Raw genomic sequence first — 21,491 nt, 5'->3', positions numbered from 1 at the left:
CTTGGCCCGTCACCTCTACAGCTGCCCCCTGCGCTGGTCGGACATGGACGCCTTCGGCCACGTCAACAACGTGGTCTTCCTCCGCTACCTGGAGGAGGCGCGCATCGACTTCATGTTCCGGCTGGCGCCCGGGGACGGTTCGCCGTCGTTCTCGGGCGGGTCCGTCGTGGCCCGGCACGAGATCGACTACGTACGGCCGCTGGTCCACCGGCACGAGCCGGTGACCGTCGAGTCGTGGGTCACGAAGATAGGCGCCGCGTCCCTGACGATCGCCTATGAGATCAAGGACGACGACCAGGTGTACGTACGCGCCTCGACCGTCGTCGTGCCGTACGACCTGGCGGCGGAGCGGCCCCGGCGGATCTCCGCCGAGGAGAAGCTCTTCCTCCAGCAGTACCTGGCAGAGGAGCCCGCCGCGGCATGACCGTGCCCGTGCAGTCGCTGCTGTTCGCCGACCCGAGGGAGGCGGCGGATCTCGCCGCCTTCCTCGGGCGGCTGCTCCACTACGACCGGGCCGCCGCGGTCCGGTTGCAGGCGGGCGGCGGCGACGCGCTGGCCGTGTTCGGCCGCCCGCCCTCCTTCGAGGTCCTCGCCATCCGCACCGCCCGCCTGGCCCGCCCCGAGACGCTCGACGTCACGGTGTCGGCCGGAGAGCTGCTGGAGTCCCTCGACGTCTCCGGTGAGGGCCCCGGGGAGCCGGGCAGTGCCGGCGCTGCGCTGCCCGCGCCCGTCACCGGGCCGCCCTGGACCGGCGTCCTGCCGCCCCGGGGGCCCTGGCAGGAGCAGGCCGGACTGCCCGGCCCCGACACCCTGCGCGCCGCCCTCGACGAGGCCGTCGCCGAATTCCGTACGCGGGACGAGGCGCTGCCCGAGGAGTCGCGCACCCGCGCCGAGCGCGACCGGATCGGCCGCGAGATCTGGTCCCGGCCCGTCGGCACCACGGACCTGCCCCTGCGCGCCGTGCACGCCGCCCAGTCCCTCGGCTTCCTCCGCCCCGACCCGGACTTCCCCGTCTCGCTGCTCACGGCCGGCGGCTGGCTGCGGCTGCGGACGCCCTTCGGCTCCACCGCGCTGCGCCGCGACCCGGCCGGCGGCCTGGGCGGACCCGGCGGACTCAGCCTGTCCGTGGGGCGCGGCTGAGGCAGCCGGGCAGCGGTCGGGCGCGGCCGAAGGCCGAAGGCCCGCCCGGCTGCCGCTACTTCTCCGGTGCGCCCTCCGCCGGACCGTCCTCCGGCGCCCCGTGCGCGTCCGGCCAGACACCGATGTGGTCCGGCTCCAGCTCCAGCAGCACCCGGTGTTCCATGCCCAGCGCCTGCGTGTAGTCCGCCGGCAGCTGGAGCCGTCCCGCCCGGTCGAGCATCGCGTACTCCCGGGCCACCTGCGACTCCTGGCCCGTCGCCGCGTCCACCTCCGTGCGGCGCAGCACCTCGGAGGACGTACGGCCGTCGCGGATGGCGACCGTACGCCGCACCTCGTTCGCGACCGCCTGGTCATGGGTGACGATCACGATCGAGGTGCCCAGCTCCTCGTTGGCGCGCCGGAACGCCGCGAAGACCTGCTCACCGGTGGCCGAGTCCAGCTCACCGGTCGGCTCGTCCGCCAGCAGCACGGACGGGTTGTTGGCCAGCGCCACCGCGATCGCCACCCGCTGCTGCTGACCGCCGGAGAGCTGCTGGGGCCGCCGGTCGCGGCAGTCCGCGATGTCGAGCATGGCGAGCAACGACTCGGCACGGGCGGCCCGTTCGCGCTTGTTCCCGCCGCCGCGCAACTGCATGGGCAGGGTGATGTTCTGGATCGCGGAGAGATACGGGAGCAGATTGCGGGCGGTCTGCTGCCAGACGAACCCGACCACGTCCCGCCGGTAGCGCAGCCGTTCCTTCGGGCCCATCGACAGCAGATCGCACCCCGCGACCTTCGCCGAGCCCGCCGTCGGCACGTCCAGGCCGGCCAGGATGTTCATCAGCGTCGACTTGCCGCTGCCCGACGCCCCCACCAGGGCCATCAGCTCGCCCTCGGTGACCAGCAGGTCCAGCCCCTGGAGGGCCTGCACCTCCACCCCGTCCGTGGTGAAGATCCGCACCACCCGGTCGCAGGCGATCAGCGCGTCGTGCCCGTAGGAGGGGCGGTCCCGGCGGGCCGCGGCCCTCCGCTCCAGCTCCGCGAGTGTCGTCTCGGCCGCGCGGGCCGTGCCTGCCGTCTCGGTGGACGAGGTCATCGGGAGTCTCCTGCCCTGAGTTCGGTGATCGATCCGCGGCGGCTCGCCCACCACGCCTGGACGCCCGCGACCGCGGCGGCGAGTGCCACCACCCCGGCGGCCGGGAGCGCCAGCGACCAGAGGTCGGCGCGCAGCGTGACGGGGCTCGTGTCCGATCCGGCGACGCCCGCGAGCGCGAGGGGCACCAGATCGATGCCGGGGGAGAGCAGGACGATGGTCGCCCAGCCGGTGAGCAGGCCGCCGCCCGCCGCCAGCAGCGCCTGCGGTGTCGCCTCGAAGGCCAGCAGCCGCCTGCCCTGCCCGGTGGTCAGCCCCATCGTCCGCAGCCGCGCCAGCAGCGTCTTGCGCTCGGGCGCGGTCTGGAGCAGCGACAGCAGAACGGCCAGCAGGGCGTATCCGGCGCCCGCCGCGACGGCCGCCAGATAGATCCGTTCGGCCCCCGCCTGCATCGGGGTGTTCACATACCGCGCGCGCTCCTCGGACCGCAGCTGTACGGCGAACTCCTCGCCGTTCCCGTCGGCCGCCGCGCGCAGCTTCCCCGGGTCGGGGGCGCCGGTGAGCAGCAGCGTGGTGGGCGCCCGCTCCTCCAGGGAGGCGGAGTTGACGATCAGGAAGTTCGTGGAGGCGAGCGACGCCACCCGCCCGACGGTCCCCACCACCTGGACCTTGAAGTCCCCGGAGAGCGTGTCGACCGCGTGCGCCTCCTTGCCCAGCCGGGCCGCCACCGCCGGGGAGGCGATGACCGGCAGCACGCGCTCAGGGCCGGACTGCGCCCCCTTGGGCAACGGCGCCGACGGGCCGGTGGCCTTCAGCAGGCCGCTCGGGAAGTCCGGCAGTCCGGTCGTCCGGGCCAGCCGGGTGTACGAGGCCGGGTCGACGCCCACCATGGTCATGGCCCTCGCCCCGCTCGCCCCGGCCGCGTCGCCGCCACCGATGTCCGCGCCCGAACCCGTACCCGTGACCCTGTCGCCCGTACCGCTGCCGTCCGCATCGCCGGCAGCGGCCGCCGTCTCCGGCATGGTCACGCCGAACTCGATCCGCAGCGGGGCCGCGCTCCGTACCCCGTCCAGGTCGCGCACCGTACGGACCAGCTCGTCGGGCAGCGTGGCCCGCTCGCTCCTGCCGCTGACCCGGGCGTCCGCGCCGACGGCCGTCAGCGCCGCGTCGTCCCGCGCGTCCCCGATCCCGGCGATCACCGAGCCGCCGAACGCCGCCGTGGCCAGCGCCAGCAGCAGGGCCAGCAGCGGCAGGGCCCCGCCGGCCGAGGAACGGCCGGCCCGGGCCAGCGAGAGGAAGCCGATCGCCCCGCGCAGCCGGGCCATGGGGCGCGCGGCGAGACGCAGGGGCAGCGGATAGAGCCGTACGAGCACCAGTGCCGCGATCAGTGCGACCAGCACGGGTGCCCCGCTGACCAGCACATCGGTGCCGCCGGACGTGCCGCGACGGCGCAGCGCCGTCACCGCGCCGACCGCCAGCACGAGCAGGGTCAGTTCGGCGACGGTCCGCCGACGCGAGGGCTTGGCGCTCACCATGTCCTCGCGGGCGCCGTGCAGGGTGGGCCGGATGTGCTGGAGCGTCGTCCGCAGAGGCAGCGCGACGCAGACGAGAAGCCCGACGCCCGCCGCCGCCAGCGCCGCCGGCCACCAGCGGCCCTCGCCCACGGCCAGTACCGCGAGCAGCAGTCCGAGGGCGCTCGCGGGCAGCACGGTCACCGAGGTCTCCGCGAGCAGACGGCCGCCGATGCCACGCAGCGAGCCGCCGCGCGAGCGCATCAGCGCCAGTTCGGCCTTGCGACGGGCGGCGATCAGGGCGCCCGTCATCACCAGGACGACGGCGGCCACGGAGCCGATGCCGAGGGCGGCGACCGCGATCACGGGGCTGATCGCGTCCCGCATCCGAGCGTTGTCCCTCACGATGTGGCCGAGCCCGGTGAGAACCGCCGCGGTGTCCCCGGCGATCGCCCGCACCTTCAGCAGCCCGGGGCCGCTCTCCAGCGAGGCGATGACGGACGTCAGCCGGTCGCCGTCGGGGCCGGTGAGCGCGGAGGGGTCGGGCGGTATCCGCCAGAAGACGGCCGGTTCGGTGGCGGTGGCCAGGAGCGCGGGCCCGGCGTCCTCGGCCAGCAGGACGGTGCCGGTCCAGTAGTTCTGCGGGAATCGGCTCGTCGGGTCCGGGATCAGCGACGGGGTGCGCACCAGCGGATCGGCCGACCAGTAGCTGCCGCGCGGGTCACGGGGGGCGACGATGCCCGTGATGGTCACCTTCAGCGAGCCCCCGGCCGCCGTGGGCAGTTCGAGGGTCGAGCCGACCTCCATGTTCAGCGCGGCGGCCGTCTCCTCGGTGACCGCGCCCCCCACCGCACGCGAGGCGGACGTCACCGCGTCGGGCGTCGCCGGCCAGGCCCCCTCGACCAGCCGGGCATGGTCCTTCAGCCCCGTCTGCGCCGTGTACGAGAGCTGCGGCGGCACCGTGTCGGGCCTCGGCAGCCAGGGCTCGGTCGCGAGGACCGGCTTCGTGGTGCGCAGGCCGTACGCCACGGACGACATGTCCGCGCGCAGCGGTGCGGGCAGGGCCTTGACGAGCGCACCGCCGACCCGCTTCAGCTCCGGGGACCGCACCCCGGCCTCCCGCTGCGCCTGCGGCAGTTCGAGTCCGGGCTGGGGGCGGGCGATCTCCAGGGCGCTGCGCCCCGCGTCGGCCCGCCGGATGTCATGGCGCAACCCCTTCGTCTCGTACGCGTCCACGGCCCGCGGGAACGCCGCGGCGAGGAACGCCGTCACCAGGACCAGCACCGCGAGGGCCACCGCCGCGCCGGGTGCGGTACGCAGCCGGGTCCGTATCCAGGGGGCGCTCGCCGCCCGCTTGCCGTCACTCATGTCAGTGGTCCCCCTGGTGGCGCAGTGTGACCGCCGGGTCGCCGCGGCGCAGCGCCATCGTCGCGACGATCACGAGCGGCAGTGCGGCGACCCCGGCCAGCAGTGCGGCGACCTGCCCGGCGGGCAGCTCGACCAGCACCGACGGAACGGGCCGGTCCGCCTGCCCGGTGAGCACGATGAGCGGGACGACGGCCCGGGTCAGCACGGTGCCGATGCCGAGCCCGATCAGCAGGGCGAGAGCGATCAGCACACCCTGCTCGGCGGCGATCATCCGGGCCAGCTGGCGGCGCGGGGCGCCGAGCGCCCGCAACACGCCGAGCTCCGCCGACCGTTCGCGCCGGGAGCCCGAGGCGCTGACCGCGAAGCCGACCGCCGCGAGCGCGGCGGCGACCACCGCGACGGCGGGCAGCGCCGACTGCGGCCCCGCCCCCAGCGGGTCGTCCACCAACTGCTGGGCGGCCTCGGCCCGGACCAGTACCTGAGCCGGGTCGGTGTCCGGCAGCGCGCGCAGGGCGGCGGCGACCTTCGGGGCGTCGCCGGGGCCGGCGCTCAGCCACCACTCGGTCGCCTCGATCGTGGCCGTCGTCCGCCGGGCCAGGACCTCGGTGACGGCCGTGAGGTCCAGCAGCAGAGCGCCGCCGTACTGCGCCGGGTCCGCGGCGCCGGACAGCTCGGCGGTCCCGGTGGTGGGCAGCCGGCGCACCGACTCCGCCAGGGTCACCCGGACGGTGTTCCCGGCCAGGGTGAGGTCGATCTCGTCACCCAGCTTCGCGTTCGCCTTCTCCAGGTAGTCGTCCGTCGCGACCGCCTTGAGGGGCGCGGCCTCCGGCCGGGCGGCGGTGATCCGCAGGGTGCTGGTGGTCTGCTTCCAGTCGTCCTCGGTCTCCACGCCGGTGTCGTACGTGAAGTCCGGCAGCCCGGATGTCCCGTTGCGCACCGGCGTTTCACCGGGGCGGCTGTCACCGTGCTCGGTGAGCGCCATCGACGCGTCCCAGCGCACCGACCCGGAGACCGGCACCGGGCGTTCCCGTCCTTCGGAGGAGTCGGCACCGGACGCGGGGTCGCCGCCGGGGCCCGTGACGGCGCGTACGTCACTCACCACGACCCGACGCTTCTGCGCCTGGCGGAACGGTGGTGTGTCGTCGACCTCGATACCGGTCACGGCCAGGCCGCCCGCCGCCGACACCGCGAACGACACCGGGACCGGTCGGCCGTCCACGGGTACCGGGCCGGCCAGGAACCGGTAGGGGAGGCCGTAGCGGTCCTCCAGGAGCACGGTGACCACCGGGGGATTCCCGTCCGGATCCACGGCGGACCGGGAGGGCTTCGGCGACACCGTGGTGATCCGCAGGTCCAGCTTCACCCGGGTGCTGTCCTCGGGGAGGACGAGCCCGGGGCGGGGGGCCGGCTTCGGGGCGATGGCGTCGAACACCCGGCGCGGGCTTCCGCCGGCGAGGTCGGAGCGCATCAGCATGTCCTCGTCCGCGTGGGCGGTGTCCAGGGCGAGGACCTCGGCCGTGCGTCCCCCGGAGGCCTCCACCGTCGTCCGGTGGGCGGGGGCCGCCTGCCGTACCCCGTCCAGGCCGCTGTAGATCCCGGCCGCCGCCGGGCCGCTGCCGTGCCCGCCCACCAGCCGGACCGCGGCCCCGGAACCGAAGTCGGCCTGGTCGGACTGCGAACGGTCCCACGAGGCGCTCTGCCCGATCGCCAGCATGCCCATCGCGACCGACAGGACCAGCAGCAGCACCGGACCCGCGCCGCGCAACGGGCGACGGCTGAACTGCCAGCCCGCCAGGGCCGCGGGCAGCCCCCGGCCCTTGGCCGCCCGCCGCTCCGCGAGCCGCGCGGCGGGCGGCAGCAGCCGCAGCGTGAGGACCGTTCCGGCGAGCAGCGCGAGGGCGGGGGCGGTGACCAGCAGCGGGTCGATCCCGAGGTTGCCCGCCCGGTCGCCGGTGAGCGCCCCGCCGCCGGCCTGCCGGTCCAGCTGCCAGTACGCCACCGCCGCGATCAGCAGCAGCCCGAGGTCCGCCCCCGCCCGCACCGGTCCCGGCAGCGACGCGGCCCGGGTCCGGCGCCCGCCCGCCCCGGCCGTCAGCGACGGCGCCACCACGGCCAGCGCACAGGCCAGCGCGACGGCCGCGGAGACCAGCCACACGGTCCCGGTCGAGGCCGCGCCGACCTCAAGACCGATCCGGGACAGGGCGCTGCGCTCGGCCAGCAGCCCGGTCAGCGGCCCCGCGAGCAGCGGGGCGACCACCGCGGCGGGCACGGCCAGCAGCAGCGCCTCGATCGCGGCGAACGAGGTGATCCGGCCCCGCGAACCGCCCCGGGCCCGCAGCAGTTCCCGTTCGCCGTCCCGCTCGCTGTTCAGCAGCCGGGCCACGAGCAGCAGGGCGTACGCGGCGAGCAGCACCAGCTGCACCGCGACGATCATCAGCGTGGACCGGGAGACCAGCAGCGCCCGGTCGAGCTGGTCGAGCACGGTCGGCAGCGACATCCGCGCGGTGACACCGGACTTGAACACGGGCGCGGCCGTCAGCGCCTCCGGGGCGCCGGCCGACGCGTCCCGCAGCCCGTCCATGGAGCCGGTGGTCAGCGTGGCGAAGTCGGCGGACGCCAGCCAGGACGTCTGCCCGCCGCCGAGCGTGCCCGAGGCGAGGACCGAGGGGTCGGTGAGCAGCGGGCCGTACGTCGTGAAGGCGAGCTTGCGCACCCCGCGCCCGCCCAGCGGGTCCAGCTGCCAGTACGGGTCGGACCGGTCGGCGGCCTCGTAGACGCCGGTGACGAGGACCCGCTGCTTCTTGTCGTCGTGCAGCCGGTCGGTGACGGTGAGCCGCGCGCCCGGCTTCAGCTTCAGCGCCTCGGCGGCGACGACGGGCAGCGCGACCTGTACGGGCCCGGTGCCGTCGGAGGCCGCGGGCGCCTTGCCCTCGGTGATCCTTGTCCGGTCGGGGTCGAGGGCGGAGAAGTGGGTGAGGTCCGGTTCGCCGCGCCGGGCCGCCGGGTCCTGGAGGCTCCGCGGCAGCGCGTACGACCCCGAACTCTCCAGCTTCCCCACGGTCACGGGCAGCCCGTCGAAGGCGTCGCGGGATGCCTTGCGGACGGCCTCGTCGGCCTCCGCGCGCTGTTCGTGGTCCACCGACGCGGACACGACGAGAGCGGCGGACGCGGCGGACCGGTGGGTGAGCGTGTGGCGCAGGGCCGCGTCCCCGACGGAACCTGAGAACGCGGTGAGCGCGGCCAGTACGGAGGTGGTCAGCAGGACGGCGAGGACGGCCGCCGAGAGCAGCAGGCGATGAGCCCGCACCCGCAGAAGGACGAAACCCGTCACCTGATCCCCCAGCCCCGGAAACACCGCATGCGCACGCCCCCCGACGTACACGTGATGTTCTCAGAGGGACCGGGGTTTCGGTAACCGCTTACAGGCGCACCTTGATGCGATCGTGATCGTTATCCGGAGGTGGAGCGTCGCATTTCGGTGACGCCCGGTCACGGATCGTTCACATGCCGACTCGTGGACCGCGCTGTCAGTCCGCGGTGTTGACCATCGAGGCGGCGGCGTAGGTCAGGTAGTCCCACAGCTGCCGCTCGTGCTCGGGCGCCAGCCCCAACTCGTCCAGCGCGACCCGCATGTGGGAGAGCCAGGCGTCATGGGCCGCGCGGTCCACCCGGAACGGCGCGTGGCGCATCCGCAGCCGCGGGTGGCCCCGGTGGTCGCTGTAGGTGCGCGGGCCGCCCCAGTACTGCATCAGGAAGAGCGCGAACCGCTCCTCGGCCGGACCCAGATCCTCCTCCGGGTACATCGGCCGCAGCAGTTCGTCACCCGCCACGCCCTCGTAGAAGCGGTGGACCAGGCGCCGGAAGGTCGCCTCGCCGCCGACCTGCTCGTAGAAGGTCTGCTCCTGAAGCGTGTCGCGCGGAATCTCAGTCACCCGTCCATGGTCGCAGACGCACCGCCCGAGGTCAGGAGTCCTAGGACCAAGGTCCGGATTCAGGGCCGTGCGCTCCCTCTCGCCCCCACGGCTCCGGCGCAGGACAGTGGAGACATGGGTGCACACCGGCAGAGCCCCTCCCCGTCCGCCCCCGACGCCGAGGCCGACGCGGCGCGGGACGCCCTCGTGCGGGAGATCGTCGCGCGGGGCGGACTCACCGATCCCGCCTGGCGGACCGCCTTCGCCGAGGTGCCCCGCCATCTGTTCGTGCCGTTCTTCTACGTGCACGGAATCGGCGGCTACGAACGCCTCGGGGCCGAGGACGCGGACCCCGGGCAACGCTCACGCTGGCTGCACGGGGTGTACGCGGACGGGGCGCTGGCCACCTGGCTCAAGGACGGCGAACTCGTCTCGTCCTCCAGTCAGCCGTCCCTGATGGCCCTGATGCTCGACGCCCTCGACGTACGGGACGGTCACACGGTTCTGGAGATCGGCACCGGCCCCGGCTACAACGCGGCGCTCCTCGCCCACCGGCTCGGCGCCCCCGCCGTGACCAGCGTCGATCTGGACCCGGAGATCACGGAATCCGCCCGCTTCCACCTCGCCGCGGCCGGGTACCACCCGACGGTGATCACCGGCGACGGGGCCCTGGGCTGCCCGGAGCGCGCCCCGTACGACCGGATCATCGCGACCTGCACCCTGCCCTCCGTACCGCGGAGCTGGCCGGAACAGTGCCGTCCGGGGGCGTTGATCCTCGCGCCGCTCGCCACCGGACTGGTCCTGCTGGAGGTCCGCACGACGGCGCACGGCCCGCGCGCCGAGGGGCACTTCCTGCACACCCCGGCGTACTTCGTGCCCCTGCGCGGGGCGCTGCCGCTGTCCGACGGGCTGCCGCACCTCGGCGGACTGGCGCGCCGGGTGGCGGGCGACGACCTGTTCCGGTTCCTCCTGACGCTGACCGCGGGCACCCTCGATCCGCACGAGGCCCTCTCCCTCTGGGAGCGCGAGGGGCGGCCGCAGCGGGAGAGATACGGCATCACGGTCGGCCAGGGCCGGCAGTGGGCCTGGCTCGACGACCCGCAGGGCCCGTACACCTGGCCCCTCGCCCCCGGCCGGTGAGCGGCCAGGTGGGCGGGGGACTCAGTCCCGGCGGACCGTGATCGTCGTCCACGCCCCGACGTGCACCTGGTCGCCGTCCTGGAGCGGCACGGGGACGTAGGGCTGGATCGGCTCCTCGGCGCCGTTCAGCGTGGTGCCGTTGGTGGAGTTCTGGTCGACGACCGCCCAGCCGCCGTCCGGCTGCTGCACCAGCACCGCGTGCTGGTGCGAGACGCCCGGGTCCTCCGGGGGCACCGACAGATCGACGTCGGGGGACTCCCCGGTGCTCTGCCGGCGACGCCCGATGGTGACCTGGCTGCCGGTGAGCGGAAGGCGCTGCTCCGGGGAGTACGCGGGGAGGTTCAGCCCGGTCGCCTCGGGGCCGCTGCGCTGCATCATCGCGAGGAAGTACGCACGGTCCGGGGCGATCACGGCGGTCCAGGTGGCGGCCTGCTGCGGCCCGCCCTGGCCGGGCACGCCGCCGTGCTGCGGGCCCTGGTCGTAGCTCTGGTCCTGCCCGTGCTGCTGCTGTCCCTGACCCTGGTGGCCCGGCTGTCCCTGTCCCTGGTGACCCTGGCCAGGCTGTCCCTGGTGGGGGCCCGGCTGCTGGAACTGCTGGGGCGGCTGCTGCGACTGCGCCTGGGAGGGCGGCGACAGCATCCAGTCGTCCCCACCGCCGGTGTGCCCCGACGACTGCGGCGGCGCGGGCGGCGCCGACTGCTGGTGCTGCTGCGGCGGTGCGAAGGGCGAGGCCTGCTGGGGCTCGAACGGCGACGGAGCCGACTGCTGCGGCTCGAACGGCGAGCGCGTCGACGGCGGGCCCTGCTGCTGGAACGAGGACGGCGGAGGACCCTGCTGGAAGGACTGCGGAGGACCGCCCTGGCCGCCGTTCCCCTGCGGACCGTTCTGCTCGGGGGCGAGCGGCTCGGCGGGACGGTTCATCTGCGAGGGCCGCGAGCCCTGGTAGTCGAACGGATCGCGCGGCCGGGGCGCGCCGGGCGGACCGCCCTGCGCACCAGGACCACCAGGACCACCGGGGCCGGGCTGGCCGCCGGGACCACCGGGACCGGGCTGGCCGCCGGGGCCGCCGGGGCCGGACGGTCCGCCGGGGTTCTGCGCCTGGAAGCCGGGCGGCAGGTTGAGGCCGGGCGGCGGGCCGCTGGGCGTGCTGTGCTGCGGGGCCAGCGGGGTGTAGGAGGTCGCCGTGTTGGTGAGGAAGTTCCAGCGGCACTCCTCGCAGAAGGGCGCCATCGCCTCACGCGGCGTACGGCACTGCGGGCAGAGCTCCGCCTGCATGGTGGGCTGTCCGCCACCGGTGCCGGACCCGGGCTGCGGGTAGCCGTATCCGGGCGCGGGCGGCGGAGGAGGCGGCGGGGGCACCGCGCCCGCGGGCGCACCACCGGTCGTCATGCGGTGTCCGCAGACCTCGCACCAGTCCTCGGAACCCGACTGGTGTCCGTTCGGGCAGGTCGGCATGTCGGCGCTTCCCCCTCTCCTCTTCCGGCCGCGGAGGCCGCATGCTGTCGGTCGCGGCGTCTTGACCGCGGGTGATCGTTCCGTGCTACTTCTTGACGCGAACGGTCTTGGTGGAGCGGGTTTCGAGGGTCATCTCGTCCGCTTCCGCGACCTTCGCCTTCAGTCGCACAGTACCTGTCGCGGCATCGACGACGTCGACCACCTTCGAAAGCAGTTTCGCAGTGTCCTGGTTCCCGGACGCCGACGCCAGCTGCACCGCACGGCCCAGCTTCGCCGTCGCGCCGTCGAAGTCGCCCGACTTGCGTGCGTCCAGCCCCTGCTGGATGACTTGTGCCAGTTCCGCCTGACCCGTGTAGTGCGCGACCTGCGGATTGATCGACGTCGACGCCACCATGTCGTCCGTCCACACGGCCCGTACGAGCCCCTGCGACAGCGTCTGCGGCGTACCCGCGCCCGAGGGGTCGGGCAGGATCAGCGAGACCCGGGCCGCCAGCATCTCCTGGCCGATCCCGGCCTCCGGCACCAGGACGCACACGTGGTAGTCGCGGGACTCGTCGCCCCAGGAACCGGTCGGGTAGTCCCCGGCCCGGGCGTTCGCCTCGGTGCGCCGGGCGGTCAGGTCGGCGACGGTCGGCGCGACCTGCTTCACGAACCGGATCTCCACGCCCACCGGGGTCCAGAGCCGCAGCGCGACGTCCGCGACCTCCTTGCCCATGGCGTTCTCCATCATCCGCGTGAAGCCCGCGGCCAGGCCCGAGGGGTCGGCGACGATGTCGGCCGTGCCGAGGAGGGCGGCGGCTATCCCGGTGACCTCCTTCACCTCCCAGTCGGTGCCCACCCCGCGGGCGTCGCAGGTGAACCGGCCCGCGCAGGAGTCCAGGGCCGCCCGCAGATCCTCGGGCGACTCGTGCTCGTTGCGGCCGTCGGTCAGCAGGATGCCGTGCCGGATGGAGACGTCGGCGGCGTTCAGCAGCCGGTCCGCCAGCCGCAGCCAGGTGCCGATCGCGGTGCCTCCGCCCGCGCTCAGCTTCCGCAGAGCCTCTTTGGCCTGGGCCTTCGTCCGAGCGTCGGCGACCGCGAGCCGGCCGTCGCCCGGATAGACGTCCTTCGCCACATGCGTCCCGGCGACCACCGCGAACCGGGTCCCCTCGCGCAGCGTGTCGATCGCCGCCGCCGTCGCGTCGCGCGCGTTGCGCATCTTCGTCGGCGGGTAGTCCATCGAGCCCGAACAGTCGACCATCAGCACCACGGCCGCGCCGGGCCCCTGCCCGGCACCCGGCGCGGACGAGGGCACCGCGTCCGCCAGGGGTATCCCGCCGGTGGTGCCGCCGCCGGTCGAGGTCACCGTGACGATCGCGTTGACCTCACGGCCGCCCTCGGGAAGGAACTCGTTCTGGTACACCTCGACGGAGAACTGCGGCACGTTCGACTTGGAGAAGTTGGCCATCTGGTCGGCTCCTTGAGGCTCAAACGGTTTCGCAGGCCGATCCTGCCCCTTGCGGCCGGACGGCGAACGGCAGAAGTGCCACTGTTACGTTGTCGTGGCCCCCACCGTCGAGCGCGTGTCCGACGAGCACCCGGGCGCCGCGCAGCGGGTGTTCCTGGGCGTCGGCCGGGACCGCGGCGGCCATCTCCTCGGCGGACTCGGCGTAGTTCCACAGGCCGTCCGTGCACACGACCACCAGGCCCGGCCGGTCCGGCTTGAACGCGGCGGTGTGCGGCTCCAGTTCGTACGCGTCGGCGCCGAGCCAGCCGGTGATGGCGTGGGCGCGCTCGTCCGCGTACGCCTCGGCCTCGTTCATCAGGCCGGCCGCCACCATCTGCGCGGCCCAGGAGTCGTCCTCGGTGAGCCGGGCGGTCGGCCGGCTCCGGTCCTGGGGCACCCAGTAGACCCGGCTGTCGCCGACCCAGCCGACGATCAGCAGCTCGCCGGCCATGACCGCGCCGACCAGGGTGCAGGCCGGGGCGTTCTGGTGGCGGTGCGCGTCGTGTTCCATCGCCCCGGCCGGTTCCTGCGCCAGGGCGTTGACCGCCTCGGACGCGGCGACGATCGCCTCGTGCATCGCCTGCTGCGGATGCGTACCGCGCGGCAGGGACTCCAGCAGCGACTCGTTGGCGGCGTTCGCGGCGGCGGCCGACGCCTCGTCGGGGCGGCTCGCCGAGGAGACGCCGTCGCAGACGATCGCGACGACGGCGGGCGAACCGTCCGGCAGGGCGGTCGAGGACACCGCGAAGGAGTCCTCGTTGCGGTGGTGGCGCAGGCCCCGGTCGCTCACCGCGGCCACCGCGTCGAGCTCCCGCTCCATGTGGTCGCGCTCGCGGGGCTGGGCGTGCCCGCAGTTCTCGCAGTAGCCGTCGGGGCCCACCCGGCCGGAGCGGCAGGCCACACAGACCTTCCCCCCGGCGGCGGGTGCGGTGGCTGCTGCGGCGGCGTGCTCCGCCGTACGGGGATCGGGCGCGGCGAGTGCGAAGTCACCGGAGTGCTCGGCGGCGTCCGGGTCCGCCCGGTCGTCGTGGCGCACCGCGGCGGCCGAGGGCTCCGGCGCGCCGAGGGGCTCCGGCCCCGGCCCGGACCCGACGGGCGCGGACCCGACCGGCCAGGACCCGACCGGCGTGCCCGGCTCCTGCTCCTGCTCCGGCTCCTGCTCCTGCTCGGCCAGGGGCCTGCCGCCCGAGTCCGTGCCCGGCAGGTCCGACGGGCGGTGCACGGGCGCGGGCACGTCCGAGCTGTCGGTCTCCGCGGCGGCGGGCCACCGCACGGCCTCGGCGCCCGCCGCTTCCGGGGCGGCCGGGGGCACGGTGATGGCCATCGTGGGCCGGTCACCGGGGCGCGCGGGCACTGCGGAGAGGTCGTAGCCGCACGCCCCGCAGAACAGGTCGCCCGCAGCTGGCGGCTCCTCGCAGCCGGGGCACTTCGACAGGGCGGGCTGCTGCTGGCTCTGTGACATCTTCACACCCACGTCCGGGGGCGGAAACGGTTGGCCCGCTCCACCAGTTCGATCCTCTCGTCGCCCCGCTGCGCGAGCCGGGCGAGCATCCGGTACGAGCGCTCCAGCCCGAACCGCAGTCCCCGCTCGGTCGTTTCGGCGCCGAGCAGCTTCCGTGCATCCGGCGGACCGGCGGCCGGTCCGCCCGGCCCGGGGACACCGGGACTACCGGAGAGTACCCAGTCCAGCGCCTTGCCCAGTACCTCCGTCGACAACTGCTCGTGCCGTACCGGGTCCAGACCGAAGGCGCCCAGCGCGGTCACCTGGGCTCCGGCGGCCGTCAGATCGGCCAGCAGCGGCTCCCGGTGCGAGCGTTCGCGCAGCCGCGCCCGGACGGCGGCGACCCGCGCCGCCGTGTAGTGGATCGAGGCCTCCGGCACCGACTCCAGGGTGCTCACCGCCGCACCCCGCTCCCCGGCGGCGATCTGCACCCGGGCCAGGCCGAACGCGGCGCTGACGAACCCCGGATCGGTCGCCCACACCAGGCGGTAGTACTCGGCGGCGTTGTCCAGCTGGCCCAGCACCTCCGCGCAGATCCCGAGCGCCAGCTTGGGCGCCATCTCGCCGGGGAACGCGTCGTAGACCGCGTCGAAGGAGAGGGCCGCCGTCTCGTGGTCACCGGTCACCAGCGAGGTGACGCCCCGATACCAGACGACCCGCCAGTCGTCCGCGTGTTCACCCTCCAGGGTGGTCAGCGCACGGGCGGCCGCATCCGGCTCCCGCATCTCCAGCCGGGCCCGCAGCTCTCGCAGCCGGGTCTCCGGCGAGGGGACGGGGACCGTGTGCAGGGCGGTGATCAGCTCGGCCGGGGCGGAGGCCATCAGACCCGCGAGGAAACCGGCGTTCGGGTCCAGCGCGTCGACCCGGGGGACCGGCAGCGCCAACGCGGTGGCCGGGGCGTCGAACAGGGCGAGCAGGACACCCCCACCGGGGCCGTACGGTCCGGCCGGGGCGGTCCGGACGTACGGTCCGGCGGAGGCACCAGCGGCGTGCGGGGCCTGGTCGGGCGGCCGGGGCGCCGGAACAGGAGCGTGCGCCGGGGGAGCGTACGCGGGCGGAGCCCCGCCGCCCGGCGCGGAGCCCCGCACATGGGTCGGCGGCACGGCCAGCGGAGCGGCGCCCGCCGTGTGACCCCCCGCCGGGCCGGACGGCTGCGCGCCCACCGGCAGCGCCCCCGCCACCGCGGACGTCACGGCCCCCGGCACGACGGGAGCCGCACCGCCGTGGACCTGCCCGCCGCCCTGCGCGGGAATGCCGGCCGTCCGACCGCCGCGCCCCTTCCGGCGGCCCAGCGGCCCGCCGCGTCCGGAGCCGGTGTCCCGGCCGCCCAGCTGCGAGACGTCGTCCGTCTGCGGGGCGAACAACTCCGTGTCGACCACGCGCAGTTCCGCGCCGAACAGCGTCGACAGGGCCGGGCGCGGCCGGCCCGTCTGGAGCACCACGACCTCCCGCAGCACCCCCGTCAGCTGCTCGGCCATCTCCGCGGCCGAGGCGAACCGCCGGGCCGGGTCCGGATCCGTGGCCCGCACCAGCAGCCGGTAGAACGACTCGTAGGTGCGGAACACCTCGATGGTGTCCGGGTCCGGCAGCGAGTCCACGAAGACGTTCGTGTACCCCTGGAAGTCGAAGGTGAGGACCGCCAGCGTCCGGGCCACCGTGTACAGATCGGAGGCGACCGACGGGCCGAGCTCCGCCACCTCGGGGGCCTGGTAGCCGACCGTGCCGTAGATCGCGGACTCTTCGTCGTCCATCCGGCGCACCGCGCCCATGTCGATCAGCTTGAGCTGGTCCTCGGTCTGGATCGCGTTGTCGACCTTGAAGTCGCAGTAGAGCAGATTGCGGCTGTGCAGATGACCGAGCGCCTCCAGCGCCTCGATCCCGTACGCGCAGGCCTGCTCCACCGGCAGCGGGTCGCGCTTCCCGGCCGGGGTGCGGCGCTCGTTGGCGATCTCCTTGAGGGCCTTGCCGCCGACGTACTCCATGACGATGTAGCCGTCGAGGGAGCCGGTGCGCTGGTCCAGGTGCTCGACGAAGTTGTAGATCCGCACGATGTTGGAGTGCTCGATCTCGGCGAGGAAGCGGCGCTCGGAGATCGCGGCGGCCATCGCGTCCTGGTCGCCGGTGTCCAGCAGGCCCTTGAGCACCACCCAGCGGTCCGAGACGGCCCGGTCCACCGCGAGATACACCCAGCCGAGACCGCCGTGCGCGAGACAGCCGACGACCTCGTACTGGCCGTGCACGATGTCGCCGCCGGTCAGCTTCGGCACGAAGGAGTACGGGTGGCCGCACTTGGTGCAGAACCCCTCGGTGCGGCCCGGCCGCTCACCGCGGGAACGGCCCACCGGGGCCCCGCAGTCCGAACGGGAGCAGAAACGCTTGCGCTCGGGCACCTCAGGCCGCTCCATCACCGCCGTACGCGGATCGGGCCGGGGGACGTCCGGGACCTCCACCAGGCCGACGCCGAGCCGCCCCCGCGCCGAGGCCGCCGACGTCGAGCCGGAGGAGCGCACCGAGACCGAACGGGAGGTCGACGCCCCGGACAGCGAACGCGACAGCCGGCCGGAGACCGAACGGCGCGAGGTCGACGAACGGGACGAGGACCGGGCGGAGGCACGGGAGCCGGAACGCTGCGAGGAACTGTCCCGGCTGCTCGCCCGGCCGCCCCCGGCGATCCCGGTCGGCGGCGAGGAGACCATGCCCGTGGGCGAGACGACCGGAGCCAGACCGCAGGTGTCGCAGTACAGCTCACCGCCGCCCATGTCCTCGTAATCGCCCTCGCACGCCGGGCGCTGGCACTGCGTACTCATCGTGATTCCCCCTGTTCGCCCGCGCCCCGCCCGTCCTGCGGTCCGTCGGGCCGGTGCGGCCGCAACGACTCCGCGACCGCGTGCTGGTAGCGCAGGACGGCCTGCTCGGCGACCCGCAGATCGCACGGCGCACTCCACAGCATGCGCCGCGCCGCGTCGTACCGCTCGATCAGCAGCGGATCCTCCGCCAGGCCGTGCCGGGCCACCTTCGCCTTGTACGCGTCGAGCCGGCCGCGCAGCTCCGCGCGGACCGCCAGCGGCGCGGTCACCGACGTCAACGACTCACGCGCGCGCAGCAGTTCGTCCTCGGCCTCCTGCTCCAAGGCCTCCAGCAGCGGTGACAGCCGGTGCCACTGGGCATGCCGGCGGTGTTCCGACGCGGCCGCCAGGCGCTCCTGGAGAGCGGTCGGCGGACCGCTGACCGCGGGCACCTCGGATGCGGCGATCTTCGCCAGCACCTCGCCGCGCGCCGCGCGCGCCTCCGTCAGCGTGCGGTCGGCCCGCGAGAGCACGTCCCGCAGCCGCACCAGGCGCGCCTCCGCGTCCTGCCGGACCGCGAGCACCGCCTCGATCTCGCGCCGTACGTCCTCCAGGGCGCGGGCCGCCCGGTCGTAGCGCGAGGTGTCCGGGCGCCCGCCGCCGGGCGCGGCGCTGCCGGGACCCGGCAGCCAGAACGCCAGCGGGTCCGAGATCACCTGCACCCGCAGCGTCGTCAGCTCCTCGGTGATCTCCGCGAGATCGTCCCCGGCCGGATGCTCACCGGGCCGCACTCCCACCGAGTGCGCCAGCGAACGTGTGCGGTGCAGCTCGGCCGCGAGCAGGTCGATCCGGGCGGGCAGCGCCGACCAGACGGAGTCGGCGGCGACGACCATGTCCAGGGACCTGGCGTACAGCTCGTTCATCCGGGCGACCAGCTCCTGGAGCGAGAACCGCTCGGAGAGCCGGGCCGGCCCCGCGGCCGAAGGCGGCGGCACCGCACCCGGGTTGGCGACCGTGACCGACTCGCCCCGCAGCAGCTCGGTCAGCGCGGTGAGGTCGTCCCGGTTCGGATGGCGGCGGCGCGCACGGATCTCGCGGGCCTCGGACAGGGCGTCCGCGTACGCGTCGAAATACCCCCACAGGAGGGTGATCGACTGCTCGGTGGCGGCCCAGCGCTCCCGGGTGACGCCGGTCAGCTCGGCGCCCTCCAGGAGCCGGCGCCCGGCATGGTCCTGGAGCGCGAGGAGCGAGGTCTCGATGGCCTCGTGCTCCGCCCCGAGCCGGGCCAGCGCACGGTCCGCCTCCTCCCGGTCCATGACCGGTCCGGAGGACCTCCCCGTGTAGCCGGGAAAGGATCCCGCGACGCCCATCGATCACCTCTCCGCTCTCCCCGCCGGGCCGGTGGGCCCGGCGGGATCGGTCTGCTGTCGGTCTGCTCCGGCCCGCTCGTTCCGGTCCGTACGCCGCTGTGGTGCACGGCCCCGCGGCGCGGGCGCCGCGGGGGGTCACGGGGTCAGTCGGTGCGGTACTTGGGGGCGGGCGGTGCGGTGATCCCGGGCAGGCCGGTCGCCAGCCACTTCTCGTAGGACCGCATCCAGGCGCTGTCCTTGCCGCCCGCCCGGTAGTCGACGAGGACCTTGTTGACCCGGGCCACCAGATCGTCGGAGCCCTTCTTCGTGGCGACGCCGTAGTACTCCGTGGTGAACGGGTCCTTTCCCTTGAGCTCCACCGCCGGGTCCTGCGCCGCCTGCCCGGCCGCCAGGGCGTTGTCCGTGACGACCGCGTCGACCTCACCGAGCTGGAGCCGCACCAGGCAGTCCAGCTGGTTGGGCACGGTCAGCAGGTCCGGGTCGCGCTCGGTACCGTCGAAATCGTCCTTGTAGAGCGCCCCGAAGGACTTCTCCTCCAGCGCCTCGTACGCCGTGGAGCCCTCGGCCGAGCAGACCCGCTTGCCCTTCAGCGAGGAGTCGTAACCGGTGATCGGCGACTCCTTGGGCGCGAGCACCTGCTGCCCCGCCCGGAAGTAGGCGGTGGAGAAGGACACCTGCTCCAGCCGCTTGCAGTTGATCGTCATCGTCCGCACGACGACGTCGACCCGGTCGTTCTCCAGGGCGGCGATGCGCTGGTTGGTGGGGATGGCCCGGAAGATCACCGCGTCGGGGTCGCCCAGGAGGTCGTCGGCGATGGCCCGCACCAGATCGATGTCGAACCCCTCCAGGTCACCGCTCTCCGGATTGCGGTAGCCCCAGCGGAAGCTGTTCTGGTCGACGCCCGCGATCAGCTTGCCGCGTTCCTTGATCCTGTCGATGTTCGGCCCGTCGTCTCCGGACGCGGGCAGGCTCGCCTCCGGCTCGGTGCACGCCTCGGCCCGTGCCCGGTCGGCCGTCGCCACCCCGCCCGACGTGCCCGCCCCGGCCGGCCCGACGCTGTGGTGGGCCAGCGGCAGCAGGGTGACCGCCGCGGTGACCGCGCACGCCACCGCCATCCCCGTCACCCCGCCCCAGCCGCGCAGACGGCCGCGCCCGGGCCGGTCCTTCGACCTGCTCATCGCTGCCCCTCTCACCGGTACTCCGAGAGCCTGCGGTTGACCCCGACGATCACGGCGACCGCCCCCAGCACCGCCAGGGCCGCGGCCCCGGTCGGCAGACCCCGCAGGGCCCCGCGCCCGTCCTTCGCCGCCGAGGTGAACTCGCCCTGCTCATGGGCGAGCGCCTTCTCCAGCGCGGCGTCCACCTGCTGGAAGGACTGCCCGGTGGACTTCTCCGTCCCGATGATCTGCTCCAGCGCGCCGTCGTAGTCGCCCCGGTCGTCCGTGGCCCGGGCCTCACGGTGCCGCACCTGCCACTGCGACACACCGTCCGCCGCTTCGGCCACCGGCGCGCTCCCGCCGGCGTCGTCCGCGAGCCGCCCGGCCTTCTTCAGCTGAGCCTTCAGCGCAGCCATCCCCGAGCTGTAGTCCGCCTCGTACTGGTCGGCGGAGCCGTCGGGCGTCAGCACCGCGCCCCGCGCCACCAGGGTGAGGTTCTCGTTGGCGCGGGCCTTCAGGGAGTTGATCCGGGCGTCGCCCAGCACATCCAGCGACTCCTGCCCGTGCACCATCGCCGACCGCAGCTCCGCGCGGGCCACCGTGTGCCCCACGGCCAGCCAGAGCACCACCACCGAGGCGGCGGCCGTCGCCGCCAGGAGCCCGGGGTTCAGCACCCGGTTCGTCCGGCGGTAGGTGCGCCGCTGCATCCACCCCAGCGCGCCGAGCACGACGATCCCGGCGCCGACCGACCACAGCGGCCACTGCCGCGCGTCGGCGGAGTCGCTCTCCAGCCGGCCCGTCTCCGCCCCGTACAGCCGCTCGGCGGCGGGGAGCATCTCACCGGTCATCTTCTGGTTCGCGTAGCGGAGATAGGCGCCGCCGAGCGGCAGGCCCTGGCGGTTGTTGGCGCGGGCACGCTCGATCAGACCCGTGTAGACCGGGAGCAGCTTGTTGAGGGTGGCTATCTCACGGCTGGACGCACTGGCGGAGTCGGTGGACCCCGACGCCTTCACCAGCAGCCGTGCCGCCTCCTCGATGTCCTTCCGATACCGCTCCTGCACCGCTTCGGGCTCCTGCGCCCCAGCGAGGAACCCACTGGCCGCCGTCGTGTCGGCGTCCGCCAGGAAGCGGTAGATGTCCGCCGCGTCGGCGCTGAGCGGCTGGCTGCGGCTGACCACGTCGTCGGCCGAGGAGGCCCGCTGCGATGTCTCCAGCGTGGTCACCGCGCCGAACGCGATGACCAGCAGGGCCAGGACGGCCCCGATGATCTGGAGCCGGCCGGGCTCGGTCGTCGCCACGGCACGCAGGCGCCGCGCCTGCGCGGTCCACGTGGTGCGCTGTGCGTCCACGCCGACGTGCCCGGACGCCGGGTCCGGCGTCAGCAGCGTCTGCGGGCCGCCGCTCGGCGGGTGTGTCACTCGACCTCCCCCTCGGTCACTGACAGTTGGGTCCCCGTCCTGTCCCCGTCATCAGTCCCCGCATTCGATCAGGGCGGACGCGGCCGATCAAGGCAAGCAGCACAACGTGCCCTGATACATCCCCATAAGCGAACGGACTTCCCATCAGGTACACGTTCCAGAAGCCCGATCGGTTC

Annotated in this window: 14 protein-coding genes; 3 read left to right on the top strand and 11 right to left on the bottom strand. The window is 74.4% G+C overall.

All coding sequences use genetic code 11. From position 1 onward, the window contains the following. Position 1 precedes the first annotated feature (1 nt). Positions 2-424 carry an acyl-CoA thioesterase gene (locus IE140_RS27175; RefSeq protein WP_006124496.1) on the top strand — a complete coding sequence of 141 codons (423 nt, stop codon included), beginning with the start codon at positions 2-4 and terminating at the stop codon, positions 422-424. After that, complete coding sequence (locus IE140_RS27170; protein WP_150193394.1) at positions 421-1,140, top strand: DUF8010 domain-containing protein; 720 nt, start codon at positions 421-423, stop codon at positions 1,138-1,140. Before IE140_RS27175 ends, IE140_RS27170 begins: the two co-directional genes overlap by 4 nt. Before the next feature lie 55 nt (positions 1,141-1,195). On the opposite strand, the gene IE140_RS27165 is transcribed toward IE140_RS27170, so the two are convergent. The 4 genes from IE140_RS27165 to IE140_RS27150 all read right to left on the bottom strand — a co-directional run bounded on the left by IE140_RS27165 (position 1,196) and on the right by IE140_RS27150 (position 9,023). Next, positions 1,196-2,215, bottom strand: a complete 1,020-nt coding sequence (locus tag IE140_RS27165) for an ABC transporter ATP-binding protein (protein WP_032779208.1) — start codon at positions 2,213-2,215, stop codon at positions 1,196-1,198. Beyond that, positions 2,212-5,091 carry an ABC transporter permease gene (locus IE140_RS27160; RefSeq protein ID WP_150193393.1) on the bottom strand — a complete coding sequence of 960 codons (2,880 nt, stop codon included), beginning with the start codon at positions 5,089-5,091 and terminating at the stop codon, positions 2,212-2,214. Before IE140_RS27160 ends, IE140_RS27165 begins: the two co-directional genes overlap by 4 nt. Before the next feature lies 1 nt (position 5,092). Next, the gene (locus tag IE140_RS27155) at positions 5,093-8,422 is read right to left on the bottom strand and encodes an FtsX-like permease family protein (RefSeq protein WP_150193392.1); all 3,330 of its coding nucleotides are present in this window, start codon (positions 8,420-8,422) and stop codon (positions 5,093-5,095) included. Positions 8,423-8,618: 196 nt separating this feature from the next. Beyond that, positions 8,619-9,023, bottom strand: coding sequence for a globin (locus IE140_RS27150; RefSeq protein WP_006124491.1), 405 nt, complete (start codon positions 9,021-9,023; stop codon positions 8,619-8,621). A gap of 114 nt (positions 9,024-9,137) precedes the next feature. On the opposite strand from IE140_RS27150, the gene IE140_RS27145 reads away from it, so the two are divergent. After that, the gene (locus IE140_RS27145; RefSeq protein WP_150193391.1) at positions 9,138-10,142 is read left to right on the top strand and encodes a methyltransferase domain-containing protein; all 1,005 of its coding nucleotides are present in this window, start codon (positions 9,138-9,140) and stop codon (positions 10,140-10,142) included. 21 nt (positions 10,143-10,163) lie between these two features. On the opposite strand, the gene IE140_RS27140 is transcribed toward IE140_RS27145, so the two are convergent. The 7 genes from IE140_RS27140 to IE140_RS27110 form a co-directional block, all read right to left on the bottom strand. Continuing rightward, entirely contained in the window at positions 10,164-11,597 is a 1,434-nt protein-coding gene (locus tag IE140_RS27140; RefSeq protein WP_150193390.1) for an FHA domain-containing protein, read from the bottom strand. 85 nt (positions 11,598-11,682) lie between these two features. Further along, positions 11,683-13,044, bottom strand: coding sequence for a vWA domain-containing protein (locus tag IE140_RS27135; protein ID WP_150193389.1), 1,362 nt, complete (start codon positions 13,042-13,044; stop codon positions 11,683-11,685). A gap of 19 nt (positions 13,045-13,063) precedes the next feature. After that, positions 13,064-14,545: a PP2C family protein-serine/threonine phosphatase gene (locus IE140_RS27130; protein WP_150193388.1), complete on the bottom strand. Its 1,482-nt coding sequence runs from the start codon at positions 14,543-14,545 to the stop codon at positions 13,064-13,066. A gap of 2 nt (positions 14,546-14,547) precedes the next feature. Then, on the bottom strand, positions 14,548-17,391 hold the full coding sequence (locus IE140_RS27125; protein ID WP_150193387.1) for a serine/threonine-protein kinase: 2,844 nt from the start codon (positions 17,389-17,391) through the stop codon (positions 14,548-14,550). Continuing rightward, entirely contained in the window at positions 17,388-18,740 is a 1,353-nt protein-coding gene (locus IE140_RS27120; RefSeq protein ID WP_093438221.1) for a coiled-coil domain-containing protein, read from the bottom strand. Before IE140_RS27120 ends, IE140_RS27125 begins: the two co-directional genes overlap by 4 nt. A 143-nt stretch (positions 18,741-18,883) precedes the next feature. Next, positions 18,884-19,918, bottom strand: a complete 1,035-nt coding sequence (locus tag IE140_RS27115) for a glutamate ABC transporter substrate-binding protein (protein ID WP_150193386.1) — start codon at positions 19,916-19,918, stop codon at positions 18,884-18,886. An 11-nt stretch (positions 19,919-19,929) separates the two neighbouring features. After that, a complete protein-coding gene (locus IE140_RS27110) occupies positions 19,930-21,315 on the bottom strand; it encodes a GlnX family signal transduction membrane protein (RefSeq protein WP_150193385.1) in 1,386 nt (461 codons plus the stop codon). Positions 21,316-21,491: the final 176 nt, after the last annotated feature.

It is taken from the genome of Streptomyces parvus (genome assembly GCF_014648875.1).
Taxonomy (GTDB): Bacteria; Actinomycetota; Actinomycetes; order Streptomycetales; family Streptomycetaceae; genus Streptomyces; species Streptomyces parvus.
The sequence above is the reverse complement of the archived record's forward strand: the minus strand, read 5'-3'. Positions and strand labels throughout refer to the sequence as shown.

Coding starts and splice junctions, on each gene's coding strand:
- IE140_RS27170 (WP_150193394.1), top strand. CDS start 421: ATGACCGTGCCCGTGCAGTCGCTGCTGTTCGCCGACCCGAGGGAGGCG.
- IE140_RS27165 (WP_032779208.1), bottom strand. CDS start 2,215: ATGACCTCGTCCACCGAGACGGCAGGCACGGCCCGCGCGGCCGAGACG.
- IE140_RS27160 (WP_150193393.1), bottom strand. CDS start 5,091: ATGAGTGACGGCAAGCGGGCGGCGAGCGCCCCCTGGATACGGACCCGG.
- IE140_RS27145 (WP_150193391.1), top strand. CDS start 9,138: ATGGGTGCACACCGGCAGAGCCCCTCCCCGTCCGCCCCCGACGCCGAG.
- IE140_RS27140 (WP_150193390.1), bottom strand. CDS start 11,597: ATGCCGACCTGCCCGAACGGACACCAGTCGGGTTCCGAGGACTGGTGC.
- IE140_RS27135 (WP_150193389.1), bottom strand. CDS start 13,044: ATGGCCAACTTCTCCAAGTCGAACGTGCCGCAGTTCTCCGTCGAGGTG.
- IE140_RS27130 (WP_150193388.1), bottom strand. CDS start 14,545: ATGTCACAGAGCCAGCAGCAGCCCGCCCTGTCGAAGTGCCCCGGCTGC.
- IE140_RS27125 (WP_150193387.1), bottom strand. CDS start 17,391: ATGAGTACGCAGTGCCAGCGCCCGGCGTGCGAGGGCGATTACGAGGAC.
- IE140_RS27120 (WP_093438221.1), bottom strand. CDS start 18,740: ATGGGCGTCGCGGGATCCTTTCCCGGCTACACGGGGAGGTCCTCCGGA.
- IE140_RS27115 (WP_150193386.1), bottom strand. CDS start 19,918: ATGAGCAGGTCGAAGGACCGGCCCGGGCGCGGCCGTCTGCGCGGCTGG.